The 23525-nt window shown below is 64.5% G+C and carries 19 protein-coding genes; 7 read left to right on the top strand and 12 right to left on the bottom strand.

Annotated elements, in window-relative coordinates; all coding sequences use genetic code 11:
• Nucleotides 1–33 precede the first annotated feature (33 nt).
• Both uvrC and E8Q40_RS06520 read right to left on the bottom strand, forming a co-directional pair.
• Nucleotides 34–2064, bottom strand: coding sequence for an excinuclease ABC subunit UvrC (uvrC, locus tag E8Q40_RS06525; protein WP_137043615.1), 2031 nt, complete (start codon nt 2062–2064; stop codon nt 34–36).
• A gap of 39 nt (nt 2065–2103) precedes the next feature.
• A complete protein-coding gene (locus E8Q40_RS06520) occupies nt 2104–2868 on the bottom strand; it encodes an SDR family oxidoreductase (RefSeq protein WP_137043614.1) in 765 nt (254 codons plus the stop codon).
• Between the two features lie 240 nt (nt 2869–3108).
• Between E8Q40_RS06520 and E8Q40_RS06515 the strand changes: the two genes are divergently transcribed.
• Both E8Q40_RS06515 and E8Q40_RS06510 read left to right on the top strand, forming a co-directional pair.
• The gene (locus E8Q40_RS06515; RefSeq protein ID WP_137043613.1) at nt 3109–3726 is read left to right on the top strand and encodes an outer membrane protein; all 618 of its coding nucleotides are present in this window, start codon (nt 3109–3111) and stop codon (nt 3724–3726) included.
• Nucleotides 3727–4049: 323 nt separating this feature from the next.
• A complete protein-coding gene (locus E8Q40_RS06510) occupies nt 4050–4706 on the top strand; it encodes an outer membrane protein (protein ID WP_137043612.1) in 657 nt (218 codons plus the stop codon).
• A gap of 119 nt (nt 4707–4825) precedes the next feature.
• Here E8Q40_RS06510 and E8Q40_RS06505 read toward each other — a convergent pair whose 3' ends face one another.
• Both E8Q40_RS06505 and E8Q40_RS06500 read right to left on the bottom strand, forming a co-directional pair.
• Nucleotides 4826–5449 (bottom strand): hypothetical protein, encoded by a 624-nt coding sequence (locus E8Q40_RS06505; RefSeq protein WP_137043611.1) that lies wholly within the window; start codon nt 5447–5449, stop codon nt 4826–4828.
• Between the two features lies 1 nt (nt 5450).
• On the bottom strand, nt 5451–6182 hold the full coding sequence (locus E8Q40_RS06500; RefSeq protein WP_168197752.1) for a DoxX family protein: 732 nt from the start codon (nt 6180–6182) through the stop codon (nt 5451–5453).
• A 597-nt stretch (nt 6183–6779) separates the two neighbouring features.
• Between E8Q40_RS06500 and gltB the strand changes: the two genes are divergently transcribed.
• From gltB to E8Q40_RS06485, 3 genes are all read left to right on the top strand, one after another.
• Nucleotides 6780–11426 (top strand): glutamate synthase large subunit, encoded by a 4647-nt coding sequence (gltB, locus tag E8Q40_RS06495; protein ID WP_137046618.1) that lies wholly within the window; start codon nt 6780–6782, stop codon nt 11424–11426.
• A 2-nt stretch (nt 11427–11428) separates the two neighbouring features.
• A complete protein-coding gene (locus E8Q40_RS06490; protein ID WP_137043609.1) occupies nt 11429–12871 on the top strand; it encodes a glutamate synthase subunit beta in 1443 nt (480 codons plus the stop codon).
• A 239-nt stretch (nt 12872–13110) separates the two neighbouring features.
• Nucleotides 13111–13710 carry an outer membrane protein gene (locus E8Q40_RS06485; RefSeq protein ID WP_168197750.1) on the top strand — a complete coding sequence of 200 codons (600 nt, stop codon included), beginning with the start codon at nt 13111–13113 and terminating at the stop codon, nt 13708–13710.
• Nucleotides 13711–13805: 95 nt separating this feature from the next.
• Here the strand turns inward: E8Q40_RS06485 and E8Q40_RS06480 are convergent, their stop codons facing one another.
• From E8Q40_RS06480 to E8Q40_RS06455, 6 genes are all read right to left on the bottom strand, one after another.
• Nucleotides 13806–14411, bottom strand: coding sequence for a glutathione S-transferase family protein (locus E8Q40_RS06480; protein WP_137043607.1), 606 nt, complete (start codon nt 14409–14411; stop codon nt 13806–13808).
• Nucleotides 14412–14571: 160 nt separating this feature from the next.
• Nucleotides 14572–14784, bottom strand: a complete 213-nt coding sequence (locus E8Q40_RS06475) for a cold-shock protein (RefSeq protein WP_137046617.1) — start codon at nt 14782–14784, stop codon at nt 14572–14574.
• Nucleotides 14785–15024: 240 nt separating this feature from the next.
• On the bottom strand, nt 15025–15891 hold the full coding sequence (locus E8Q40_RS06470; protein ID WP_137043606.1) for a 23S rRNA (adenine(2030)-N(6))-methyltransferase RlmJ: 867 nt from the start codon (nt 15889–15891) through the stop codon (nt 15025–15027).
• A 168-nt stretch (nt 15892–16059) separates the two neighbouring features.
• Nucleotides 16060–16716: a ribonuclease T gene (locus E8Q40_RS06465; protein WP_370455250.1), complete on the bottom strand. Its 657-nt coding sequence runs from the start codon at nt 16714–16716 to the stop codon at nt 16060–16062.
• Between the two features lie 245 nt (nt 16717–16961).
• Entirely contained in the window at nt 16962–17438 is a 477-nt protein-coding gene (locus E8Q40_RS06460; protein ID WP_137043604.1) for a hypothetical protein, read from the bottom strand.
• A gap of 500 nt (nt 17439–17938) precedes the next feature.
• Nucleotides 17939–18715 (bottom strand): 16S rRNA (uracil(1498)-N(3))-methyltransferase, encoded by a 777-nt coding sequence (locus tag E8Q40_RS06455; RefSeq protein ID WP_137043603.1) that lies wholly within the window; start codon nt 18713–18715, stop codon nt 17939–17941.
• A gap of 441 nt (nt 18716–19156) precedes the next feature.
• Here E8Q40_RS06455 and E8Q40_RS06450 point away from each other — a divergent pair, with 441 nt between their 5' ends.
• A complete protein-coding gene (locus E8Q40_RS06450; protein WP_137043602.1) occupies nt 19157–19570 on the top strand; it encodes a hypothetical protein in 414 nt (137 codons plus the stop codon).
• Nucleotides 19567–20487: a 4-hydroxybenzoate octaprenyltransferase gene (gene ubiA, locus E8Q40_RS06445; protein ID WP_137043601.1), complete on the top strand. Its 921-nt coding sequence runs from the start codon at nt 19567–19569 to the stop codon at nt 20485–20487. Before E8Q40_RS06450 ends, ubiA begins: the two co-directional genes overlap by 4 nt.
• Here the strand turns inward: ubiA and E8Q40_RS06440 are convergent.
• Nucleotides 20484–21953, bottom strand: a complete 1470-nt coding sequence (locus E8Q40_RS06440; protein WP_137043600.1) for an extensin family protein — start codon at nt 21951–21953, stop codon at nt 20484–20486. The genes ubiA and E8Q40_RS06440 overlap by 4 nt on opposite strands.
• Before the next feature lie 163 nt (nt 21954–22116).
• A complete protein-coding gene (locus E8Q40_RS06435) occupies nt 22117–23091 on the bottom strand; it encodes a tripartite tricarboxylate transporter substrate binding protein (RefSeq protein ID WP_137043599.1) in 975 nt (324 codons plus the stop codon).
• Nucleotides 23092–23525 lie beyond the last annotated feature (434 nt).

Genomic DNA, 23525 nt, shown 5'->3' with positions numbered 1-23525 from the left:
GCTCGTTTCCTGCCCGCTCTTTTTTGTCAGGCGCTATTGCGACGGCGCCTTGTCATGGAAGAACTCATATATCTTTCGCGCCATCTCCGCATTGATTCCCGGCACGTGCTGGAGATCGGCGATGCTGGCGCGCCCGATCGCTTTCAAGGTGCCGAAGTGGCGCAGCAGCGCGCTCTTGCGGGTGGGCCCGATCCCCTCGATCTCCTGCAGACCGGCCTCGCGGATATCTTTCTTGCGCCGCGTGCGGTGCGACCCGATGGCAAAACGATGGGCCTCATCGCGCAGGCGTTCGACGAAATACAGCACCGGATCGCGTGGCGGCAGCTTGAACGGATTCTTCCCCGGCATGAAGAAGGTCTCGCGTCCGGCCTCGCGGTCGCGGCCCTTGGCAATGGAGACCAGCGGCACATCGGTGACGCCCATCTCGGCGAGCGTTTCTTGCGCCGCGTTCAACTGCCCCTGCCCGCCGTCGATCAGCAACAGGTCGGGCCAGGGTGAATCGGCGGGCTCCTCGCTGACGTCCATCGGCGCCGCACCCGCCATCGCGGCGGCCGCCGTCACATCGATGGACGCGCGCGGCGCTTCCTCCAGCAGCCGCTTGAAGCGCCGCTGCAACACCTCGCGCATCATGCCGAAGTCGTCGCCGGGCGTGATGTCCGCCGACTTGATGTTGAACTTCCGATACTGGTTCTTGCGGAAGCCTTCCGGCCCCGCGACGATCATGCCGCCGACGGCATTGGTGCCGGCGATGTGGCTGTTGTCGTAGACCTCAATACGCCGCGGCGGCTTCGGCAAACCGAAGGCTTCCGCAAGCGCATTGAACAGCCGCTGCTGCGATGCCGTCTCGGCGAGTTTGCGCCCGAGCGCCTCGCGTGCATTGGCCAGCGCATGCATGACCAGTTCCTTGCGCTCGCCGCGCTGCGGCACCGCGACCTCGACCTTGCGCTCGCTCTTGGCCGACAGCGCCTCAGCGAGCAGTTCGCGCTCTTCGAAATCGTCGGAGGCGATGACGAGGCGCGGCGGCGGCTTGTCGTCGTAGAACTGCGCGAGGAAGGCGCTGAGCACCTCGCCCGGTCCCAGCGCACGATCCGCCTTCGGGAAATAAGCGCGATTGCCCCAGTTCTGCCCGGTGCGGAAGAAGAACACCTCGACGCAAGTGTAGCCGCCTTCCTGATGCACGGCGAAGACGTCGGCTTCCTCGATGGTGCGCGGATTGATGCCTTGCGTCGTCGTGATCGCCGATAAAGCGGCGAGACGATCGCGGTAGATCGCGGCGCGCTCGAAATCGAGCGCCTGCGAGGCCTGATCCATCTCCGCCGCGAGTTGCTTCTGCACATTGCGGCTCTTGCCGTCGAGAAAGGCGTTGGCCTCGCGCACCAGCTCCTGATAGCCGGCGAAATCGATCTCCTGCGTACACGGCCCGGAGCAGCGCTTGATCTGATACAGCAGACACGGCCGCGACCGCGACTCGAAGAACGAGTCCGAGCAGTTTCGCAAGAGGAAGGCGCGCTGCAGCGCGTTGATGGTGCGGTTCACCGCGCCAGCATTGGCGAAGGGTCCGTAATAGCGGCCCGGCCGCGTGCGCGCGCCACGATGCTTGAGGATCTGCGGGGCCCAGTGATCCGACGTGATCAGGATATACGGGAATGATTTGTCGTCACGCAGCAGCACGTTGAAGCGCGGCCGCAGGCGTTTGATCAGATTGGCCTCGAGCAGCAGCGCCTCGGTCTCGGTCGCGGTGGAGACGAACTCCATCGACACCGTCGCCGATATCATCCGCGCGATGCGTGCGTCATAGGCAACCGGGCGTGTGTAGTTGGCGACGCGCTTCCTGATGCTCTTGGCTTTGCCGACATAAAGGACGTCGCCCTTGGCGTCGATCATGCGATAGACGCCCGGTCCCGCCGGTGCGTGCTTGACGGCGCGCGCGATCGCCGCACGGCCGTGAGCGAGCGTGCCGGCTTCCGCTTCGGGTTCTGTGAGATCGAGTTCGGGAAGCGTCGGCGCGTCGTCGTCTTCGCGCAGCTCGCTATCCGGATCGATGTCCTTTCTGCCGCCGTTCATGGGGCGAATATAAGCCACGCGGCGGCGTTGGCCACTGCCCTACTCTGTAATGTCCGCATCGGGCGTGCGCCACGACAGATGCTGGCCGCCATCCACGGCAATCGTCATGCCGGTCACACTCTGCGCGCCGGCAAGGTAGGCGACCGCCGCGGCAATATCCTCCGGCGCAGGCCCCTTCCCCAGCGGCACCAAAGCCGCCTGTTCGGCGAACTGGTCGCCGTTCTGCCGCGGGCTCGGCAGCGTCGGCCCGGGCGCCACCGCATTGACGCGCAGCGGTGCAAAAGCTTGCGCCAGCGTCGTCGTCGCCGCGTGGAGCGAGGCCTTGCTCAGCGCATACGAAAAGAACTTCGGAGTCGGCCGCAGCACCCGCTGATCGACGATATTGACGATCGAAGATGCCGCGACGCGAGGCGCCTGCGCGGCGAAGGCCTGCGCCAGGAACAACGGAGCGGTGAGATTGACGGCCATGGTGCGCTCGAAGCCGTCGCGGGTCATTGTCCAGGCGTCGTCTTCATCGAACAGGCTGGCATTATTCACAAGCAGGCTGAGCGGCGCATGCACCGATGCCGCCGGTATGATGCGGCGTAACGCCTCCGCATCGGCGAGGTCTCCGATCACGACGGCGGCACGGCCGCCATCGCGCTCGATATCATGTGCGAGGGCTTCGGCGTCGACGCGCGAATGATTGGCGTGCAGCACGACATTGTAGCCGGCACGCGATAAGGCTCGCGCAATGGCGGCGCCAATGCGCCGCGCCGCGCCGGTGATCAGGGCCGCCGGTGGTTGCTCTGCCTTTGAATCCATCGCCGCTCAACAGAACTCGATTTCGGAAAATCCGCAAGCGACATGGTAAACGCCGCGGAAAGCATATTGCGCAACCGTTCTTTAGGGATAACGGGGTGTCAGGGTTAGCGGGTAATAACCGCTTAACTGACAAAGCGCGATAACTCGTCCACGAAATATTGTCCAAGTTTGGCAACCAAACGCCAACGACAAAGAAGCGTTTCCGCGCATTGCGGAGTGCGTGAGTAGGTGGAGAGTAAAATGAAAAAGCAAATCCTGGCGATGACCATGCTGGCGGCCGCAGCCGCGGCGACTGCCGCTTCCGCCGCCGATCTGCCGCGCAACAATTACTACTCACAGCCCGCGCCGGGTTCCTACTACAACTGGGCGGGCTGGTATGCCGGCGCCATCGTCGGCTATCAGTGGGGTGACGTTCCCGGCACCAACACCAAGCCGAGCGGCATCCTCGGCGGCGTGACCGGTGGCTACAATTGGCAGAACGGCCAGTTCGTGTTCGGCGGCGAAACCGACCTGCAGATTTCGGGCGCCGACGATACCTTCGCGCCGTACAAGTTCTCGAACCCGTGGTTCGGTACCCTGCGCGGCCGCGCCGGCATGGCCTGGAACAACATCCTGGTTTACGTGACGGGCGGTCTTGCCTATGGCGGCCTCAAGGGTGAAAGCGGCGCGCTGTCGGAAACCAAGACCCACATCGGCTGGACGCTCGGCACCGGCGTGGAATTCGGCCTGGCCCAACAGTGGTCGGCGAAGATCGAATATCTCTATGCCGACCTCTCCAACCGCGCCTACTCGATCACGGGCACCAATAACGGCCTGGAGACCAACATGATCCGCGTCGGCGTGAACTACCGTTTCTAACCGATGCCCCCCTGCGGCCTGCTATGGGCCGCACGAGCAAAGCCCCGGACCACGCTGGTCCGGGGCTTTTATGTGCCTGGCATGTATTCGGTCCCATCACCCATTGTAAAAAACGTATTAATCTACGATTTTAAGTATTCATTCACAAAGAAAGCGGCACCGGTCCGTCCAGATTGCGGCAAAATCACGTCATTTCATTGTTCTGCCGATGTCTTTTGTTCCACGATAACTTCCTGAACTGTGTTGCTTATTTGCACTAGACGCTTTTCTGAAAACGAATACTGTCCCGCCAGGTTTTGGGGCTACATGACGGAGAGTTAGAGATGAAGCGTTTCGTACTTGCTGCTGCCGCTGTCGCGATGTCGATGGGCGCAGCCAATGCCGCCGACATGGCGCGCCGCTCGGCGATGCCGACCAAGGCGCCGGTCTATGTCGCCCCGATCTACAACTGGTCGGGCTTCTACGCCGGCATCAACGGCGGCGGCGGCTGGGGCAATGCCTCGGTCTCGGGCCCGCTCTCGACCGGCGGCGATTTCGACACCAAGGGCGGCCTCGTCGGCGGCACCCTCGGCTTCAACTACCAGATGGGTCAGTTCGTCTACGGTCTGGAAGGCGACATCGACTGGACCAACCTCAAGGGCTCGGCCACCTGCGCCGTCGGCGTGACCTGCGAAGCCAAGAACAATTGGCTCGGCACCGCGCGCGGCCGCATCGGCTATGCCTTCGATCGCTTCCTGCCTTACGTGACCGGTGGTCTCGCCGTCGGTGACGTCAAGACTTCGGCGACCGGCCTCGGTTCGGCGACGTCGACCAAGGCAGGCTGGACGCTCGGTGGCGGCGTGGAAGCTGCGATCGCCGGCCCGTGGACGGCCAAGGTCGAATATCTCTACGTCGATCTGGAGAGCGCCAACGCGCCGTCCGGCTCGTCGACCGACTTCAAGTCCAACATCGTTCGCGGCGGCATCAACTACCGCTTCTAAGCGGCGTCAAACATAAAGAAACGTCGCCGCATGTCTGAACCGGCCGTATAAGCCGGACAGCTCAATCGGATGACGGAATTTGGGGCTGGGTCCTGCAAAGGGCTCAGCCCTTTTTCGTATCAGTCCTTCGGCTCCGGCGGCGCGAGCTTCGGATCACCGGGCGGCGGCAAATGATCGTCGCTATCATCGACCGCCAATGGAAGGACGAGCGCGGGCTCCGCTGCCGGCGCTACGGCAGCGACAGGCTTAGAGGCCGGCGCCGACCGTGGCGGCGGCGTGAAGGTCGTAAGCGGCGGCGCCTCCGGCAGTGGTTGACCGAACCGGGGCGTTGGTTTCAGCGGCGTCGGGCCGTCGTGAATGGAAGATATCGGCGGCGGCGGGGGCGCGCTTAACAACGCGCGTTTCGGTCCGGTCGGCTCCGGCTCGGGCGGAGGCGGCGGCTCGGGCAGCGACGCGGTGAACGGCCGGCGGCGCTCGCGAGATTCGGTCTTTTTCGCTTGCGGCTTTGCGCGCGGCGCGGCGGGCCTGTCGACACGCCGCAGACGCTGCGGCACCGCAATCTCGTCGTCATCGGCCTCATTAGGCGCGCGCAAGCTGGCCTGCGTGCGATGCAATTCATCGCCCGGCTGCGGCACATGAATGATGCGCGGATTGCTGAGCGTCGAATAGGTGTCGGCCAACGCCGTCGCGCTTGCGGCCACGAAAGCCGCCGCCGCCAGCACGCTGGTGAGCGCCTTTGTCAAATCAACGCCCCACAAAACGACGGATCAGGCGATCGAGCGATGCCGCGCCGGGGCCTTGCGAGACCAGCACCAGCAGAATGGCCGCCCAGTAGATTTGCGCCGTCGCCAGTGGATCGGGCGCGACGAAAGCCAGGATCATCGCCGTGATGACCAGCAGGCCGAGCGCGGCAAAGCGCGTACCCAATCCAATCGCCAGCATGATCGGCAAAATGAACTCGGCGTAGCTGACCAGATAGGCCGCAATGGCGGAGGGCACCGGCACCAGCGGATATTGAGTGGCGAAGGCCGAGAAGGTCTCGGGGCGCACCTGGGTCGGCACTGTCACGGAGAAATTCCAGCCAACCAGATAGTAGTTGGTCAGTTCGGCCACATTCACCGGCAGGCGAATGCCGTCGATGCGGGTCTGGCCGTCGAGGAAGAACACCCGCGCCATCATCAGGCGCAGCACAAAGGCCACGGCGGCGTAAGGCAGGGAGGCGCAGGCGGAAACGAAACTCTCTACCAGATTGACCAGCAGCGGACGCTGCGAGCGGCGCGCGCGCTCATGGGCGCGGCGGGCAATCGCGGCGCTGGCGGACAGCCCGGCGGCGACCGCCGGGGACTGCCGGACGATATGGCTGGCGGAGAGATCGAGCGGAGCCGGCGCCATTGCCGTCAGCCGGTCCGCCAGACGCTCCATGGCGGCGGCGCCCGCGGCGCGGTCGGCCATCATCTGCGCATTGGCTTTGGACATGCGAGGTCTCCGGATTTCCGGAGACACCATATCGAGGCGCCCAAAACGCGCCGCTGTTTCCCGTTTTCACCATTAAACGGTTAATCGCCGGATTCCTGACCCTCGGTCATGAACGGAGGCGCAATGGCATTGCGCGAAAGGGCGGTGTCGTGGTCCTGTTCTTGCTTCGCTCAGAGGCACGGCCGCAACAAATCGCAAGGTTCGAGCGATTCCAGCATGGACCGCCCTTGTGCGGCAGGGCAAAATTTGGCATGGTCCATTAGGACAGTATTGCTGTCCTAATGGTGCCGCCGCGGTACCCGCTGATTGAAAGCGGGCGGGGATCGCGGGCGCCCAACGGGAGCAGCCGCGCTCGGCAATCGGGCAAGGGGCGTGCGCCTTCTTTAGATCGGTTACGCTTGCCAGCGGGCCCGCTCAAGGCTGCATGATGCGGCCTGACGACAAGGGTCGGGGGTCAAGACAGGTGCGCCGGAATCGTCCGGCAGGGGTAGGATGACGATGAGCCACGGAACGAAGAGCACGAAGTTTGGCGGAAGCACGGTGGAGACATCGCTGCGCGACAAACGTGCGTCCGTCGGCGAGTCTCCCGAACCCTTCATGGGCTCGACCGCCGATCCGGGCGTGCCGGCGCCGATGGGCCTCTACGACCCCGCGCGCGACAAGGACGCCTGCGGCGTCGGCTTCATCGCCAACATCAAGGGCGTGAAATCGCATGCGATCATCGAGGACGGCCTGCGCATCCTGTGCAACCTCGAGCACCGCGGCGCCACCGGTGCCGATCCGCGCATGGGCGACGGCGCCGGCATCCTGGTGCAGATCCCGCACAAGTTCTTTGCCAAGGAAGCTTCGAAGCTCGGCTTCGAACTGCCCGCCCCCGGCCAGTATGCCGTCGGCCAGCTATTCATGCCGCACGAGGCCAACTGGCAGGAGATCATTCGCGACATCTATGCCGACGCGATCGAGCGCGAGGGCTTGAAGCTGCTCGGCTGGCGCAACGTGCCAAAGGACAACGCCTCGCTCGGCGAGTCGGTCAAGCCGACCGAACCCGTGCACATGCAGGTGTTCATCGGCCTCGGCCAGAAGAAGCTGACCGAAGACGAGTTCGAGCGCCGTCTCTACATTCTGCGCAAGTCGATCTCGAACGCGATCTATCGTCGCCGCGAGCGCCGCACCTCGAGCTATTACCCGGTGTCGATCTCGTGCCGCACCGTCGTGTACAAGGGCATGTTCCTCGCCGACCAGCTCGGCAGCTACTATCCCGACCTGCACGACCCGGATTTCGAGTCGGCGATCGCGCTGGTGCATCAGCGCTTCTCGACCAACACCTTCCCGGCCTGGTCGCTGGCGCATCCGTACCGCTATCTGGCGCACAACGGCGAGATCAACACACTGCGCGGCAACGTCAACTGGATGGCGGCGCGCCAAGCGTCGGTGTCTTCGCCGCTGTTCGGCAAGGACATCAAGCGGCTGTGGCCGATCTCCTACGAAGGCCAGTCGGACACCGCCTGCTTCGACAACGCGCTCGAATTCCTGGTGCAGGGCGGCTACTCGCTCGCTCACGCCATGATGATGCTGGTGCCGGAAGCCTGGGCGGGCAACCCGCTCATGGACGAGGAGCGCCGCGCTTTCTACGAATACAACGCCGCCCTCATGGAGCCATGGGACGGCCCGGCCGCGCTCGCCTTCACCGATGGCCGCCAGATCGGCGCCACGCTCGACCGCAACGGCCTGCGTCCGGCGCGCTATTTCCTGACCACGGATGACCGCATCATCATGGCCTCGGAAATGGGCGTGCTGCCGATTCCGGAAAAGGACATCGTCAAGAAGTGGCGCCTGCAGCCGGGCAAGATGCTGCTCGTGGATCTCGCCGAAGGCCGCGTCATTCCCGACGAGGAGCTGAAGGCGACGCTCGCCAAGAGCCACCCGTACAAGGAATGGCTCGACCGCACGCAGATCGTGCTCGAGGAACTGCCGGACGCCGCGGGCGGCGCGCCGAAGTCGAACCTGTCGCTGCTCGATCGCCAGCAGATGTTCGGCTACAGCCAGGAAGACATCAAGCTTCTGATGTCACCGATGGGCTCGACCGGCGAGGAAGCCATCGGCTCAATGGGCAACGACACGCCGATCTCGGCGATGTCGGACAAGCCGAAGCCGCTGTTCACCTATTTCAAGCAGAACTTCGCGCAGGTGACGAACCCGCCGATCGATCCGATCCGCGAAGAGCTGGTGATGAGCCTCGTCTCGATCATCGGGCCGCGGCCGAACATCCTCGATCACGAGGGCATGTCGAACACCAAGCGCCTCGAGGTTCGCCAGCCGATCCTGACCAACAGCGATCTGGAAAAGATCCGTTCGATCTCGGAGATGACCGGCGACCACTTCAAGTCGCTCACCTTCGACATCACCTACCCGGCCGACCACGGCCCCGAGGGCATGGACTGGGCGATCGACGAGCTGTGCGTGCGCGCCGAGGAAGAAGTCGACGGCGGCTGCAACATCCTCATCCTGTCGGACCGCAAGGCCTCTGCCGAGCGCATCCCGATTCCAGCGCTGCTCGCCTGCGCCGCCGTGCACCATCACCTGATCCGCAAGGGCCTGCGCACCTCGGTCGGCCTCGTGCTCGAAACCGCCGAGCCGCGTGAGGTGCATCACTTCGCCTGTCTCGCCGGCTACGGCGCCGAGGCGATCAACCCCTATCTCGCCTTCGAGACTCTGTCGGCGATGAAGGACCAGTTGCCGGGCAAGCTCGACGACTACGAACTGACCAAGCGCTACATCAAGGCCATCGACAAGGGCCTTCTCAAGGTCATGTCCAAGATGGGCATCTCGACCTACCAGTCCTATTGCGGCGCGCAGATCTTCGATGCCATCGGCCTGAAGAAGGAATTCGTCGACAAGTACTTCACCGGTACGCACACGCAGATCGAAGGCGTCGGCCTCACCGAGATCGCCGAAGAGACCGTGCGCCGCCACCGCGCCGCCTTTTCCGACGCACCGATCTACCGCACCATGCTCGACGTCGGCGGCGATTATGCCGTGCGCGTGCGCGGCGAGGATCACGTCTGGACCGCGGAAACGGTCAAGGAGCTGCAGCACGCCGTGCGCGGCAACTCGGTCGAGCGCTATCGCGCCTTCGCCAAGGCAATCAACGACCAGAGCGAGCGTCTGCTCACCATCCGCGGGCTGTTCACCATCAAGTCGGCGGAGTCGGACGGCCGCAAGCCGGTGCCGATCGACGAGGTCGAGCCGGCCAAGGACATCGTCAAGCGCTTCTCGACCGGCGCCATGTCGTTCGGCTCGATCTCGCGCGAGGCGCACACCACCCTCGCTATCGCGATGAACCGGATCGGCGGCAAGTCGAACACGGGCGAAGGCGGCGAGGAAGCCGAACGCTTCAAGCCGATGCCGAACGGCGACTCCATGCGCTCGGCCATCAAGCAGGTGGCCTCCGGCCGTTTCGGCGTCACGACGGAGTATCTCGTCAACTCCGACATGATGCAGATCAAGATGGCGCAGGGCGCCAAGCCCGGCGAAGGCGGCCAATTGCCCGGCCACAAGGTCGACAAGACGATCGCCAAGGTGCGCCACTCGACGCCGGGCGTCGGCCTGATTTCGCCGCCGCCGCACCACGACATCTATTCGATCGAGGATCTGGCGCAGCTCATCTATGACCTCAAGAACGTCAACCCGACGGGCGACGTGTCGGTGAAGCTCGTTTCCGAAATCGGCGTCGGCACCGTTGCCGCCGGCGTGTCGAAGGCGCGCGCCGATCACGTCACCATCTCGGGCTATGAGGGCGGCACCGGTGCCTCCCCCCTCACCTCGCTCAAGCATGCCGGCTCGCCGTGGGAAATCGGCCTTGCCGAAACCCATCAGACCCTGGTTGCCAACCGCCTGCGCTCGCGCATCGCGGTCCAGGTCGACGGCGGCCTGCGTACCGGCCGTGACGTCGTCATCGGCGCTCTCTTGGGCGCCGACGAGTTCGGCTTCGCCACCGCGCCGTTGATCGCGGCCGGCTGCATCATGATGCGCAAGTGTCACCTGAACACCTGTCCGGTCGGCGTCGCGACGCAGGACCCGGTGCTACGCGCCCGCTTCAAGGGCCAGCCCGAGCATGTGATCAACTACTTCTTCTTCGTCGCCGAGGAAGTGCGCGAGATCATGGCCGAGCTCGGCTATCGCAAGATGGATGAGATGGTTGGCCAGTTGCAGATGCTCGACCAGCGCCGCCTTGTCGCGCACTGGAAGGCCAAGGGTCTCGACTTCTCCAAGCTGTTCATGAAGCCGAAGGCCGACGCCAAGACGCCGATCTATCACTGCGAGAAGCAGGACCATCACCTCGAAGCCGTGCTGGACCGCAAGCTGATCGCCGAAGCGCAGGCCGCGCTCGACCGCGGCGCGCCGGTGCGGCTGCAGACGGCGATCAACTCGACCAACCGTTCGGCCGGCGCCATGCTGTCCGGCGAAGTCGCCAAACGCTACGGCCATGAGGGCCTGCCGGACTCGACGATCCATGTCCGCCTCACCGGCACCGCCGGTCAGGCCTTCGGCGCCTGGCTCGCCAAGGGCGTGACCTTCGAACTCGAGGGCGATGCCAACGACTATGTCGGCAAGGGCCTGTCGGGCGGCCGCATCATCATCCGTCCGCCGGCGGATTCCGGCATCGTGCCGGAAGAGTCGATCATCGTCGGCAACACCGTGATGTACGGCGCCATTGCCGGCGAGTGCTATTTCCGCGGCGTCGCCGGCGAGCGCTTCGCCGTGCGCAACTCCGGCGCCACCGTCGTCGTCGAAGGTACCGGCGACCATGGCTGCGAATACATGACCGGCGGCATTGTGGTCGTGCTCGGCAACACCGGCCGCAACTTCGCGGCCGGCATGTCGGGCGGCATCGCCTATGTGCTCGACGAGGACAACACGTTCCAGTCGCGCTGCAACATGGCGATGGTCGCGCTCGAGCCCGTTCCCGAAGAGGAAGCGATCGCCGAAAAGGAATTCGGCCATCAGCTCGAGACAAGCGGCATGGTCGATATCATGTCGGACCTCACCACGCGCGATGCCGAGCGGCTCAAGAAGCTGATCTCGGATCACGCGCGCTACACCGGCTCGGCGCGGGCGAAAGCCATCCTCGCTGACTGGGCGCGTTATCGTCCCCTGTTCAAGAAAGTGATGCCGGTCGAATTCGCCCGCGCGCTCGCTGAAATGGCAAAGGAAAAGGCCGCGACCATGCAGGCGGCGGAGTAACGATGGGCAAGATCACCGGATTTCTCGAGTTCGAACGTCACGATCGTCACTACGCTCCGGTCGAGGAGCGTATCAAACACTATCGTGAATTCATCGTGCCGCTTCCCGAAGGCGAAGTGCGTCAGCAGGCCGCGCGCTGCATGGACTGCGGCGTGCCTTACTGCCACGGCACCAGCCGCATTACCGGCCAGCCGACCGGCTGCCCGGTCAACAACCAGATCCCGGACTGGAACGATCTGGTCTATCGCGGCGAATGGGACGAGGCAGCGCGCAACCTGCACTCGACCAACAACTTCCCCGAAGTGACGGGCCGTGTCTGCCCGGCGCCGTGCGAAGCGTCCTGCACGCTCAACATCGACGACAATCCGGTCACCATCAAGACCATCGAATGCGCCATTGCCGATCGCGCGATCGAACAGGGCCTCAAGCCCGAGATCGCCGCGCACAAGACCGGCAAGAAGGTCGCTGTCGTCGGCTCAGGGCCCGCAGGCATGGCCTGCGCGCAACAATTGGCGCGTGCCGGCCACGACGTCCATGTCTATGAACGCTGGGCCAAGGCCGGCGGCCTCATGCGCTACGGCATTCCGGACTTCAAGATGGAGAAGGTCCACATCGACCGCCGCGTCGCGCAGATGCAGGCCGAAGGCGTGACGTTCCATTACGGCGTCCATGTCGGCGTTTCGATGCCGATCGAGAAGCTGACCGCCGAATACGATGCCGTGGTGCTGTCAGGCGGTTCGGAAAAGCCGCGCGACCTGCCGATCCCGGGCCGCGAGCTCAAGGGCATTCACTTCGCCATGGATTTCCTGCCGCAGCAGAACCGCCGCGTCGGCAACGAGCCTTTGGGCGACATCGAACCGATTCTGGCGACCGGCAAGAAGGTCGTCGTCATCGGCGGCGGCGACACCGGCTCCGACTGCATCGGCACCTCGATCCGCCAGGGCGCCGTGTCGGTGACCAACTTCGAGATCATGCCGGCGCCGCCGGAGAAGGAAAACAAGGACCTGACCTGGCCGAACTGGCCGCTGAAGATGCGGACCTCGTCGAGCCACCTCGAAGGCGCCAAGCGCGACTTCGCCGTCGGCACGCTGAAGTTCTCCGGCGAGAACGGTCAGGTGAAGAAGCTGCATTGCGCCCATCTCGACGCCCAGTTCAAGCCGGTCGCTGGCACTGAGTTCGAGATCGAGGCCGACCTCGTCCTGCTCGCCATGGGCTTCGTCCATCCGGTGCACGAGGGCATGCTGAAGTCGCTCGACGTTGCGCTCGACCAGCGCGGCAATGTCAGCGCCGACACGCTCGGCTATCTGACGTCGGTTCCGAAGGTGTTCGCCGCCGGCGACATGCGGCGGGGTCAATCGCTGGTCGTCTGGGCAATCCGCGAAGGCCGCCAGTGCGCCCACGCCGTCGACAAGTTCCTGATGGGCTCGACTACGCTGCCGCGGTAATCGGCGCCGTATGGTTAATGATTGAGGGGCCGGGTCCTTGGTAAAGGGCCCGGCCCTTTCCATGTCGCAGGGCCTCGGTGTTGCGTAACAGCCACGGCCTGCGGCTTCTTGCACCTCATACCTTTCCCCTACCCCGCCTCGCGGAACGCAAAGCTGCATGCCGCGTTTACTGCCAATCGGGGGACGGCGCGCTCGCGTCCGTCCGAATGAGTTCCATTCGAAGCGCGATGAGGTGCGTCATGAAAAAACTTCTTCTCGCCACCGCGGGTGTGCTGGCGCTCGGCGCCGTAACGGCGCAGGCCGCCGATATTCCGCAGCGCATGCCGACGAAGGCCCCGGCCTATGTCGCGCCGGCGTTGTACAACTGGACCGGTCCTTATGTTGGCCTGAGCGGCGGCGGTTCATTCGGCTCGGGCTCCGACGCCGGCATTGTTGGCGGCACGCTCGGCTACAATATGCAGAGCGGCCCGTGGGTGTTCGGCCTTGAGGGCGACATGAACTGGCTCAGCCACACCAGCGCCGCCGTCCGCAACAACTGGCTCGCCACTGTGCGCGGCCGCATCGGCTATGCGATGGGCGCGACCGGAAGCTGGATGCCTTACGTCACCGGCGGCGTGGCCTTCGGCGATATCAGCAACTCGGTCGCGGGTGTCGGCATGGTCAGCGACAGCAAGACCGGCTGGACCCTCGGCGGCGGCATCGAAGCCGCGATCTCGGGACCGCTGACCGCCAAGCTCGAATATCTCTATGTCGACCTCGGCGATGGACCGACGCTCGCCGGTGTCGGCTCGAACTATCACAGCAGCATCGTTCGCGCCGGCCTCAATTATCGCTTCTGAGGTAAGAGCGTTTACGCACGAGGCTGACTGAGCAAAAACTGAAAAGCCCCGGCGCTCGTCGCCGGGGCTTTTTTTACGAAATCCGCTTTCGTGGATCAGGCCGGTTTGGTCCTCGCGAAAGCCGGCACGCGCGCGGCGAATCGATCGAGCCAGGCCACGAGCCTGGGATAATCCTTGCGCCAGGCGCCGGCGAGACGCAGGTCGAGGTAGCCGAGCGCGCAGGCAAGCGTGATCTGCCCGATATCGGGGACATCGGTCTGATCCGGCGGCGACGCTTCGAGCACGGCCAATGCGCGGCCGATCTTGTCATGTTGGCGATCGAGCCAGCTCTGCAGGCGCATTGGCGGCTCGCGATAGCGCCCTTCGTAAACGATAAGCAGAGCGGCATCGAGAATGCCGTCGCTCAAGGCCTGCAAGCGCAGCGCGGCGAAGCGCGCCGTCGGCTCTTTGGGCAGGACGCGGCCGCCGCCGGCGAGATGGTCGAGATATTCGACAATCACCCGCGAGTCGAACAAGGTCGTGCCGTCCTCGAGCACCAATGTCGGAATTTTGCCGAGCGCGTTCTGCGCGAGGAAGGCGGCCTCGGGAGCGACCGTATCGGCATCCTGCACCTCGATGCGGTCGGCGAGCCCGAGCACTTCGGCGGCGATCTTCACCTTGCGGACGAAAGGCGACGCGGGGCTATGGCGCAAGATCATCATGACGAATTCCATGGCTCGCGCGGGCGTTCTCGAGCCGCCCGCGCCGGTGACGACAAAAGCTGAGGGCAAAGCTCAGAGCCTGGCGCGTGCCGGCGGCGCGCGCTCCCCCATGCTTTTGCACATAGACGCGCCGCTGTCGCAAGCGCGTCGTATTGTGCCGCTAGCTTACGATCAGATTGACGGCCTTCGGGCCCTTGCCCTTCTTATCGGGCTCGACATCGAACGAGATTTTCTGTCCTTCGTTCAGCGTCTTCAGGCCCGCCTGCTCCACAGCGGTGATGTGAACGAACACATCGCGTGCGCCGTCGTCGGGTTTGATAAAGCCGTAGCCCCGCTCGGTGTTGAAAAACTTCACCACGCCAGTTTGCGACATTTCAGTCGATCCTCCCCACGCAAGTCCATCGCCGGCCCCACGCACGGCGATCGGCATGGCGTCCGGTTGCGGGGAAAGCGTCGGCCTCTTGAAGGGCCTCGGTGCCTCCACCCGGCCTCCCTCCGGAGGCGGAGCGCCATTGCCAGTTTGTGAACTACACACCAACTGGGCGCGCGGGGAAAGAGGTCTGTTGTGCTGCTAAAGTCTCAATGTGATGCAGCGCGGTAGGATGGTTGTTAATTAGTTCTCGCCGGCCAGCCAATCGAGCCGATAGCCGCCGCTATTGGTTTCACGCGCAAGCAATTGCGCCAGCACCGGTAGAAGAACCGTCAGTTCACTCTCCAGCGTCCAGGGCGGATTGATCAGAATAAACCCCGATCCATTGAGCCGGGTCTGGTCGCGCACCGGCGACACCAGGTGCTCGGCACGCAGTACCTTGGCGATCCCGAGTTTGCGGACCCGTTTGGCCAAGGCATCAGCTTCGCCGCGGCCCTTAATCGGGTACCACAGGGCATAAATACCGGTGGCCCATTTGCGATGAGCGATGCCGAGCAGATGCGACAGCCGATGGAAGTCGGCCTCTTCCTCAAACGGCGGATCGACGAGCACGAGCCCGCGCCGTTCCGGCGGCGGCACATAGGCCGACAGCGCGGTCCAGCCGTCGATGGCAATGGTCTTGATACGACCGTCGTTATCCAGATGGCGGGCAAGTTGACGGGCCGTGCCGGGCTCCATTTCGCAGGCGATCAGTTTGTCCTGCGGACGCAGAAAGGCGCGGGCCACCGCCGGCGAGCCGGGATAGATCTTTAGGCTGCCGCGCTCGTTCAGGGCGCCGATCACGTCGAAATAGGGCTTGAGCAGGGTGGCTGCGTTCTCCGGAATATCGCCGGTCTCGGCCGCCGCCATCAGCCGGCCGATGCCCCCCGGCCATTCGCCGCCGCGCCGCGCCTCGCTGGTTGTCAAGTCGTAGAGACCCTCGCCGGCATGCGTATCAATGACCCGAAAGGCGGCCGGCTTCTCGCAGAGATACTCGAGGATGCGGCACAGCACGACGTGCTTGAACACATCGGCGAAGTTGCCGGCATGAAAGGCGTGACGATAGTTCATGACGTGCCGGCTTATAGCGTTTTCGAGCGAAGTGGAAACCGGTTCGCGAAGAAAACGCGTAAAACAAAAAGCTAGAGCTCCGGCTTTGATTCCGTCAAAGCCCGAAAAGCTCTAGGGCAAATCCGCCGGAGCTTCAACGCAACCCCACTCGAAGCCCGCGGAACCGCTTTACCGGCCGCCGCGAATGGCCGGCATCGCGACCTTGTCGCGCCGACAGGCGCGGCGTGCGGTCTCGAGACAGTCTTTGAAGACGAAATCCTTCGACATGCAGACCCGCACTTCGCTCAGCCGCTTGCTGTCGCAGGTGACCGCGATCTGCTGGTGCGTCAGCCCCGGATTGGCCTTGAGAAAAGCCGCGGCCACGTCGCCGGGCGACACCATAATAGGCTTGTCGTGGTCGAGATAGGTATCCGGGATTTTCACCGCCGCGCGCGCCTTGCGCACGTTTTCGAAATAGGCATTCGGCGACAGGCCCGAGCAGGTGCCGTGTTTGTCCCACTCGTGATAGACGAGGCGCTGGTTCGGCATCAGGTCGAGCATTGCGCCGACGATAGCGCGGTTGAGCCGCGGTGCCGGCACCTTGCAGTATTCCGGAAAGCCCTTCTCATACTGCGGCCACAGGCCGTGGACGACGAAGGCGAATGGCCGGCCGCCGCATTGAATGTCGGCGCTGCGCCGGTTCCCGTTCTCGGCCGAGGCCTCACAATAGGACGGCGACCACGACAGCGACAGCACGTAGAAATCGAACTGACCCGGCGCGTTCTGCCGCCGGTCCTGCTGGGCTTTCGCGTCCTGCGCGAAGGCGACGACGGCAAACAGAAACACGAAACAGCCGGTGACCGCGCCGGCGCGAACGGCCTTGGCCAGCCATCGCAGAGCCGTCAAATGCCGGGGCGGAATCCCGGCACGATTGGACCACGCCATTTACGCCCTCACAGAACAAAGCCGGAATTGATCTACGCCAAGAGTTCCTGGACCCTAGAGTAATTCAAAGAACAAATCAAGAACATACTGGCGGTCGCTCCAAGCGAGCCGCCAGCAGTGTCGGGTTGAAAGTCTGGTCGTCGTGCTCAGGGCCGCGCCATCTTGCAGGCCGGGCTGTAGGCCATGCTGCGGTCGAAACCGACGACGCAATAGGTCACGCCCCAGGTGGCACCGATCATGCCGCCATCTTCGGTGATGTAGTAATTCACCACATGCTTGCGGCCAGTCGAGATATCGGCCACCGCCGTGCAGAAGCGGCGCGGCACCGTACCTTTCGCCCATGGGCTGAAGGCGACCTGGCGCACCTTCTCGTAGCCAAGAATCTGGACACTGGTGTTCCAGAACTGAGCCTGGGTGCTCTCGAAGCGGCTGGTGATCTCGCCGAGCGCGGCCTCGCAAGGCGGTACGTCGCCGTCATAGTTCGGGCCCGACAGGTAGATGCCCTTCTCGATCCAGCTCGCCGCCTGGGCACTGCCGGACTGTCCGGCCAGAGCGAGTACCGCCGCCGCAGCCACCGCCGCAGTACGTAAAGAGCTGACGAAGCCAACCATTTGCCGAACCATGAATCTAACTCCCGATGTTAGGTGTCATTCTAGCCCAGCCCATGCCCCATCGGAAGAACACAAAAACCACACCGGGCCAGCGTTACACACCGGTGTTGGGCATCGGGCCCGCGCATTTGCTCACAGATTCGTCGCCGGTGTGGGCGAGTTGACCACAGATTCGATGGGCGCCGGACTCGTGACTCGGCTTGCGCCGACGCAATATCCGCCGCGCGCGAACCCGAGTCGCGTTTTTTGGTTTCGCGGCGGTTGTGGCCGTCACATGCGTTGGCCGGGCGTTTTGGCGTCGGCCTCATGTGCTGTTACCCCTATCGGTGGGCGTTCAGCGTGATCAGTCGTCGTTCAGTATCGCGTGGCTGCATGCGGCCGCGTTTCTGGTGTTTGTTGGTATCGCGTTTGTTGCGGCGTTGAGTTGAGTTGCGTTTGTATCGTTGCGGGGCTGGCTGCCGGCGAGATGCGCCGGCAGCCACGCCGGCATTTCTCTTAAGCCAAATCTCGCCTCACGCTCTCCAGTTGCCGAGCACCGCCTGCGCCAGGGTCAGCGCGGCGACAGCCGCCGTGTCAGCGCGCAAAATCAATGGCCCGAGCGACAGCCGCACGATGTTCGGCCGCTTCATAAGCAGCGCGCGCTCGTCTTCGGAGAAACCGCCTTCAGGGCCGATCAGCACGGCCATCGGCATAGGCGCCAGCGCCTCGTCCGGCACCAGCGCGCTCGGCAGTGGGCGCACGCGGCGCAGCGCCTCGACCGGATCGGCAATCTCGGCGTCCTCGTCGCAGAAGATCAGCAGCCGATCGGGATCGTGCGCGGCGACGGCACTCAGCTTCACCGGTTCGGCGACCTCGGCCAGATTAAGTACGCCGCATTGCTGCGCCGCTTCGACGACATTGGCACGCATGCGCTCGACGTTGATGCGGGTTACTTGGGTGTGCTGCGTCAGTACCGGCCTGAGCCGCGACGCGCCGAGCTCGACGGCCTTCTGCACCATATAGTCGAGCCGGGCGTGCTTCAGCGGCGCGAACAGGAAATCGAGATCGGTACCGCTCGGCTGGGGCCGTATCTGCCGCTCCAGCCGGACGGCGAGGCGCTTGGCCGAGCCGGTCAGTTCTGCCCCCCACTCGCCGTCGCGACCGTTGAACACGAGAACCGCATCACCGGCGGCAAGGCGCAGCACATTACCGAGATGATTCGCCTGCTCGCGGCCGAGCGGAACCTCGACGCCGGCGGCCAGCGTGGTATCGAGATAAATGCGGGGCGTGCGGAAATCATAGTGCGGCATGAATTAGGCTGACTTTGACGTGGTTTCGGAGCGGCGGAACGGTCCGGCGGGGCGTCGATTTAACGCAAAATGCCGCCTTCCCGTCGCATTCGGCAGGTTGTTATAAGCCTGCAGACGCCTCGCTGCCTAATCCCGCGGGGACCGGGAAAGGATCCGCTCATGAGCCGCAGGGCTCTCACAACCGTCACATGCCTGGCGATGATGGCCGTCGGAACGCAGGCCTTCGCGCAGAGCGCCTGGCCCGCTCCGCAGACACAAAGCCAGGCTCCAGCAGGCGCCTGGCCCGCGGCCCAGCCCCAGCAACAGCAGGCTCCCGCAGGCGCCTGGCCGGCACCGAATGCGGCACAGTCTGCCCCCTCGGGCGCCTGGCCCGCACCGCAGGCTTCACAGGCCCCGGCGCAGCAGCCTTTCATACCGCCGTCGGCCGGTTTCGGATCGCCAATGGGCGCAGCCCGGCAGCAGGAGCCGCCCTGCTTCAAGGAATTTACTCAACTCAGCCAGGATGCCGCCAAGAAGCGCGGCGCCATCGAGCAGGCCGGCAAGAAGAAGGTCCCGCCCGCGGTCGCCTGCCGGCTGTTCAACGACTATGCCGCCTCCGAGGCGAAGCTGATCAAGTTCGTGTCCGCGAACACCGCCTCGTGCGGCATGCCGAAGGACCTGCTCGACAATCTCAACAAGGGCCACGCGCAGACGACCCAAATTCGCACCAGAGTCTGTGAGGTCGCCGCCGCGCCGCCGAAGCCGGCCGGTCCGTCCTTGAGTGACGCGCTCAGCGCCCCCGTGCCGGACTCCTCGAACGTCAAGCGCGGCCACGGCACCTTCGACACGCTCAGCGGCTCGCCGCTCAAGCGATGAGCGAGAGCAGCGGACGCGTTGCCGACTCGACCGGCAACTGGGTCGACCTTTACGCGCCGGGCCAGGTCCGTCCCTATCTGCGTCTCGCCCGCTTGGACCGGCCGATCGGCTCGTGGCTGTTGTTGATGCCGTGCTGGTGGTCGGTCGGCCTGACCGGCCTGGCGATGGATCGGCTCCCGAGCCTCTGGCACATCGTGCTGTTCTTTATCGGCGCCTTCGCCATGCGCGGCGCCGGCTGCACCTGGAACGATCTGGTCGATCGCGATCTCGACGGCAAGGTCGAGCGCACGCGCTCGCGTCCCATTCCGTCCGGTCAGGTCACGGCGAAGCAGGCCGCGATTTTCCTCGTCGCTCAGGCGCTCGTCGGCCTCGTCGTGCTGCTGCAGTTCAATGGCTTCACGATCCTGACCGGACTCGCTTCGCTGCTCGTGGTCGCGATCTATCCCTTCATGAAACGCGTGACCTACTGGCCGCAGGTGTTTCTCGGCCTCGCCTTCTCATGGGGCGCGCTGATGGGTTGGCCCGCCGCTTTCGGTCAGCTCGATTGGGGCCCGGTCATCCTCTATGCCGGCGCGATTTGCTGGGTGATCGCTTACGACACCATCTACGCGCATCAGGACCGCGAAGACGACATGATGATCGGCATCAAGTCGACGGCGCTGCTGTTCGGTGCCGACACCCAGCGCGCGCTGACCTTGTTCTATTCGGCCGCGGTGGTGCTGATCGGCATTGCCTGCGTCATGGCCGGAGCGAGCTGGATCACGCTTGTCGGTCTTGCCGGCTTCGCCGCGCATCTGGCCTGGCAGGTCCGCCGCATCGACATCGACGATCCGGCACTGTGCCTGCGGCTGTTCCGCTCCAACCGCGATGCCGGGTTGATCCTGTTCGCCGCGATGCTGATCGACGCGGCAGTTTAGAAATCTGCCGGATTCCTGGTCGTGCTCGTTGCGCGCTGCGGCACCACCACTGGCCAACCGCGCGACTTTGCCGGTACCGAATTCGTGACGTCATCATCGAGGCCGATCGAGCCGGTCACCACGTCGTCGGCGTCACCCTCTTCGAGTCCGTCGGCGCCGGGAATCGCATCAAGAAGTTTCTTAATCGCATCCTTGCCGATCGAGCCGGTGTAATCCTTGCCGCCATTCTTCGCGGCGTAAACCGCGCGCGCCTTGGCGGCGACAACCTCGCCGGGGATCGCGGCGGGCTGGCACGGCCGCCGCCCGCTCTTGCGCCGCATCAGATCGACATGGATGTGGTTGTAATGCGCGGCGTTGTAGCCCGGCGCCAGCACGGTGCTGAAGCTGTCGCAGGCGGCCAGTTGCACGTCGTGAAGGAAGCCCTGCTCTTCCGGCGTGCCGCGCCAGCCATTCTGCACCGAGATCTTGCGGCCATCGGCCAGCGTGAAACCTGCGATGTCGAGCGCGTTGCCGAAAGCGTGCTCGGAAATACCGCGACCGCCGGCGCCGTTCATCTGCCGGCAGGAATAGGCCGAAATCTGCTTGATCTCCGCCACCGGTGAACCGAACCAGCGCAAGGCGGCCGGCTGCACGCCAGTCGCCACCCAGCGATCGAGCGCCGAGACGATCGGGCAAGACAAGGTCGCCGCCGGCGTCAGCGTCGCCGGTGCGATGGAGCCGGTACGGATCGGCGCATCGAAACGGGAGTCGCGCGACGGGCCGAGCGACGGCGGCGTGTAGGTCGCCTGTCGCGGCGGCGGCTCGTTGTAAGCGGGTTGGGTTTGACGGCGGCTGTTCGGCAGGATGGCGTCGTCGGGAATATCGTCGGGCGGCGGCTCGTTGACGCCGGGCGCATAGATCGACATCGGCGCGGCGCCGCCGGGCGCGGAACGCGGCTCGACCGCGCGCGGTTGCTGATAGGTCTGCGGCTGATAGGTCTGCGGCGCGCTCAGCTGCGGCGCACGGCTTGGCGCCGCATTGTATTGCGGGGCGATTTGTTGCGGCGCATTGGCCGGTGGCGGGCCCTGCATCCAGCGCATCTGGCCGTTGTCGGGCGGCGGCGCATAATTGGAGTTCGCCGGTTGTTGCGGAGCCCGCGCCCGGTCCGCCGGCCAATCCGGCATTGCGCTGCCGACACGGCCCGGCGGCCGCGGCGGTGCTTCGGCATAGCCAAGGCTCTGACTGCTTTCGCCAAGCGCCAGAACCTTCAGCGGAAAATCGGCGCCGCAGACGCCCGGCCCTTCGATCGGCGCCGCGCGCACCACGGCGCCGCCGAGCTTCACAGCACCAGACTGCATGCATTGCGCCTCGGCCTGACCGCGCCAGGCGGCGCGCTCGACGCCCCACATGCCGCTGCGCCCGCAACCGGCGAGCGCCAGCAACGCAGCAAAGCCACAGCCAAGGAAAAAACGCGGACCGGCCTTCATGACCGGTAAAATGCGCGGGCTATATTTAATGAGACTTCAATACGTTCCTTAACGACAGCGGTAGGGATAAGGAACCGTTAACGGGAACTCTCTGCGCCCTCGCCCACGACAAATCCGCCCCGTTGCCGGGGCGGATTTGATGTCGTCGCGAATAACGGGCTTCTTACTGCCCCGCCGCCTTGATGCCGAGCACCCTTCCGATCTCGGCAACCTTCTCGCTTTGCTCTTTCAGCGCCGCGGCGAATTCGGCCGGCGAGCCCGGATTGACCACCTGACCGGTGGCGGCAAGCTTGGGATTGACCGCCGGGTCGTTGAGCATCTCGCGGATGTCGGCGGCGATCTTGTCGCGCACCGCGGGCGCGACCGACTTGGGCCCCAGCACGCCGACGAGGCCATCCAGCTCGAGCGACTTGTAGCCGGCCTGCGCCGCTGTAGGGATGTCTTTCAGCGATTCCGCCGGCTGCGCATTGGTCAGCGCGATAGCCTTCACCTTGCCCGAGGCGATGCGCGCGCGCATGATCGCATAGGCGCCGACGAAAGCCTGGACACGGCCTTCGGCAACGTCGTTGATCGCCGTCACCGGATCCTTGTACGGCACCCGCGTCATCTCGAGCTTCTCGGTTTTCAGAAAAGCCGCGTAGAGCAGGTCGTTGGCGCCGGTGACCGAGGCGTAGTTCAGTTTACCCGGCTCGGCTTTGATCTTCGCCGCCAGCTCCTTGACCGACGACACGCCGAGATCGGCCGGCACACCCAAGGCGATAAGGGTATTGGTGACGCGCGCGATCGGCACAAGATCGGCCGGATTGTACGGCATCTTCTCGTGCAGCAGCGGATGCGCGGTGAAGGTCGAGGCCGGCGCGAACAGCAACACGTGGTCGTCATTGGCCCCGATCACGGCATTGATCGCCAGGATGGCGTCGCCGCCGGGCCGGTTCTCGACCACGACCGACTGGCCCCACTTGGTCTGCAGCTTCTCGGCGAGCATGCGCGCTGTGATGTCGGCACCGGAACCGGCACCAAGCGGAATGACGAAACGAACATTGCGAGTCGGCCAGTCCGCCGCCTGCGACGGAGCGGGTGCGACAGCAAGCAAAGCGAATGACAGGAGCGCGAGAGCGAGCACGCCGAGACGACGCATGAATCCTCCAATGACGTTCTTATGAACGGCGACGCATCGGACGGCGCCGTTCGGTTGTGTCAGCCCGCGGTCAGGCCGAGCGTATCCCGGTAAGGCAGTGTCCGGCACGGCGTCAAGGCTGCGCCTGGACGCAGCGCGAGTGACATCGGCAGTGGACTAGTCATGCAAATTTGCCGAAGGCGTCCGCCTTGCACTGCACAATGTGCCTAACATGCCAGCGTTTGTGGGCCGGCCCGCCATCCGGTGGCGAAGGTTCCCATCACACGTTGCCGAAATTCCCGGCAGCCGAGGCAGGAACGGCGACGTCTCAAATGCTTAGCGAGACATTCTCCATTTGCATGGCGAGGCATATGTCTTTTTGACGCTCGATGCGCAAACCGTTTGGGCGGCGGCGGCGGCGTGTTATAAATAAGGTCTAATAACAGACAGGGAGG

The organism is Pseudolabrys sp. FHR47 (assembly GCF_005153485.1).
Lineage (GTDB): Bacteria > Pseudomonadota > Alphaproteobacteria > Rhizobiales > Xanthobacteraceae > Pseudolabrys.
The sequence above is the reverse complement of the archived record's forward strand: the minus strand, read 5'-3'. Positions and strand labels throughout refer to the sequence as shown.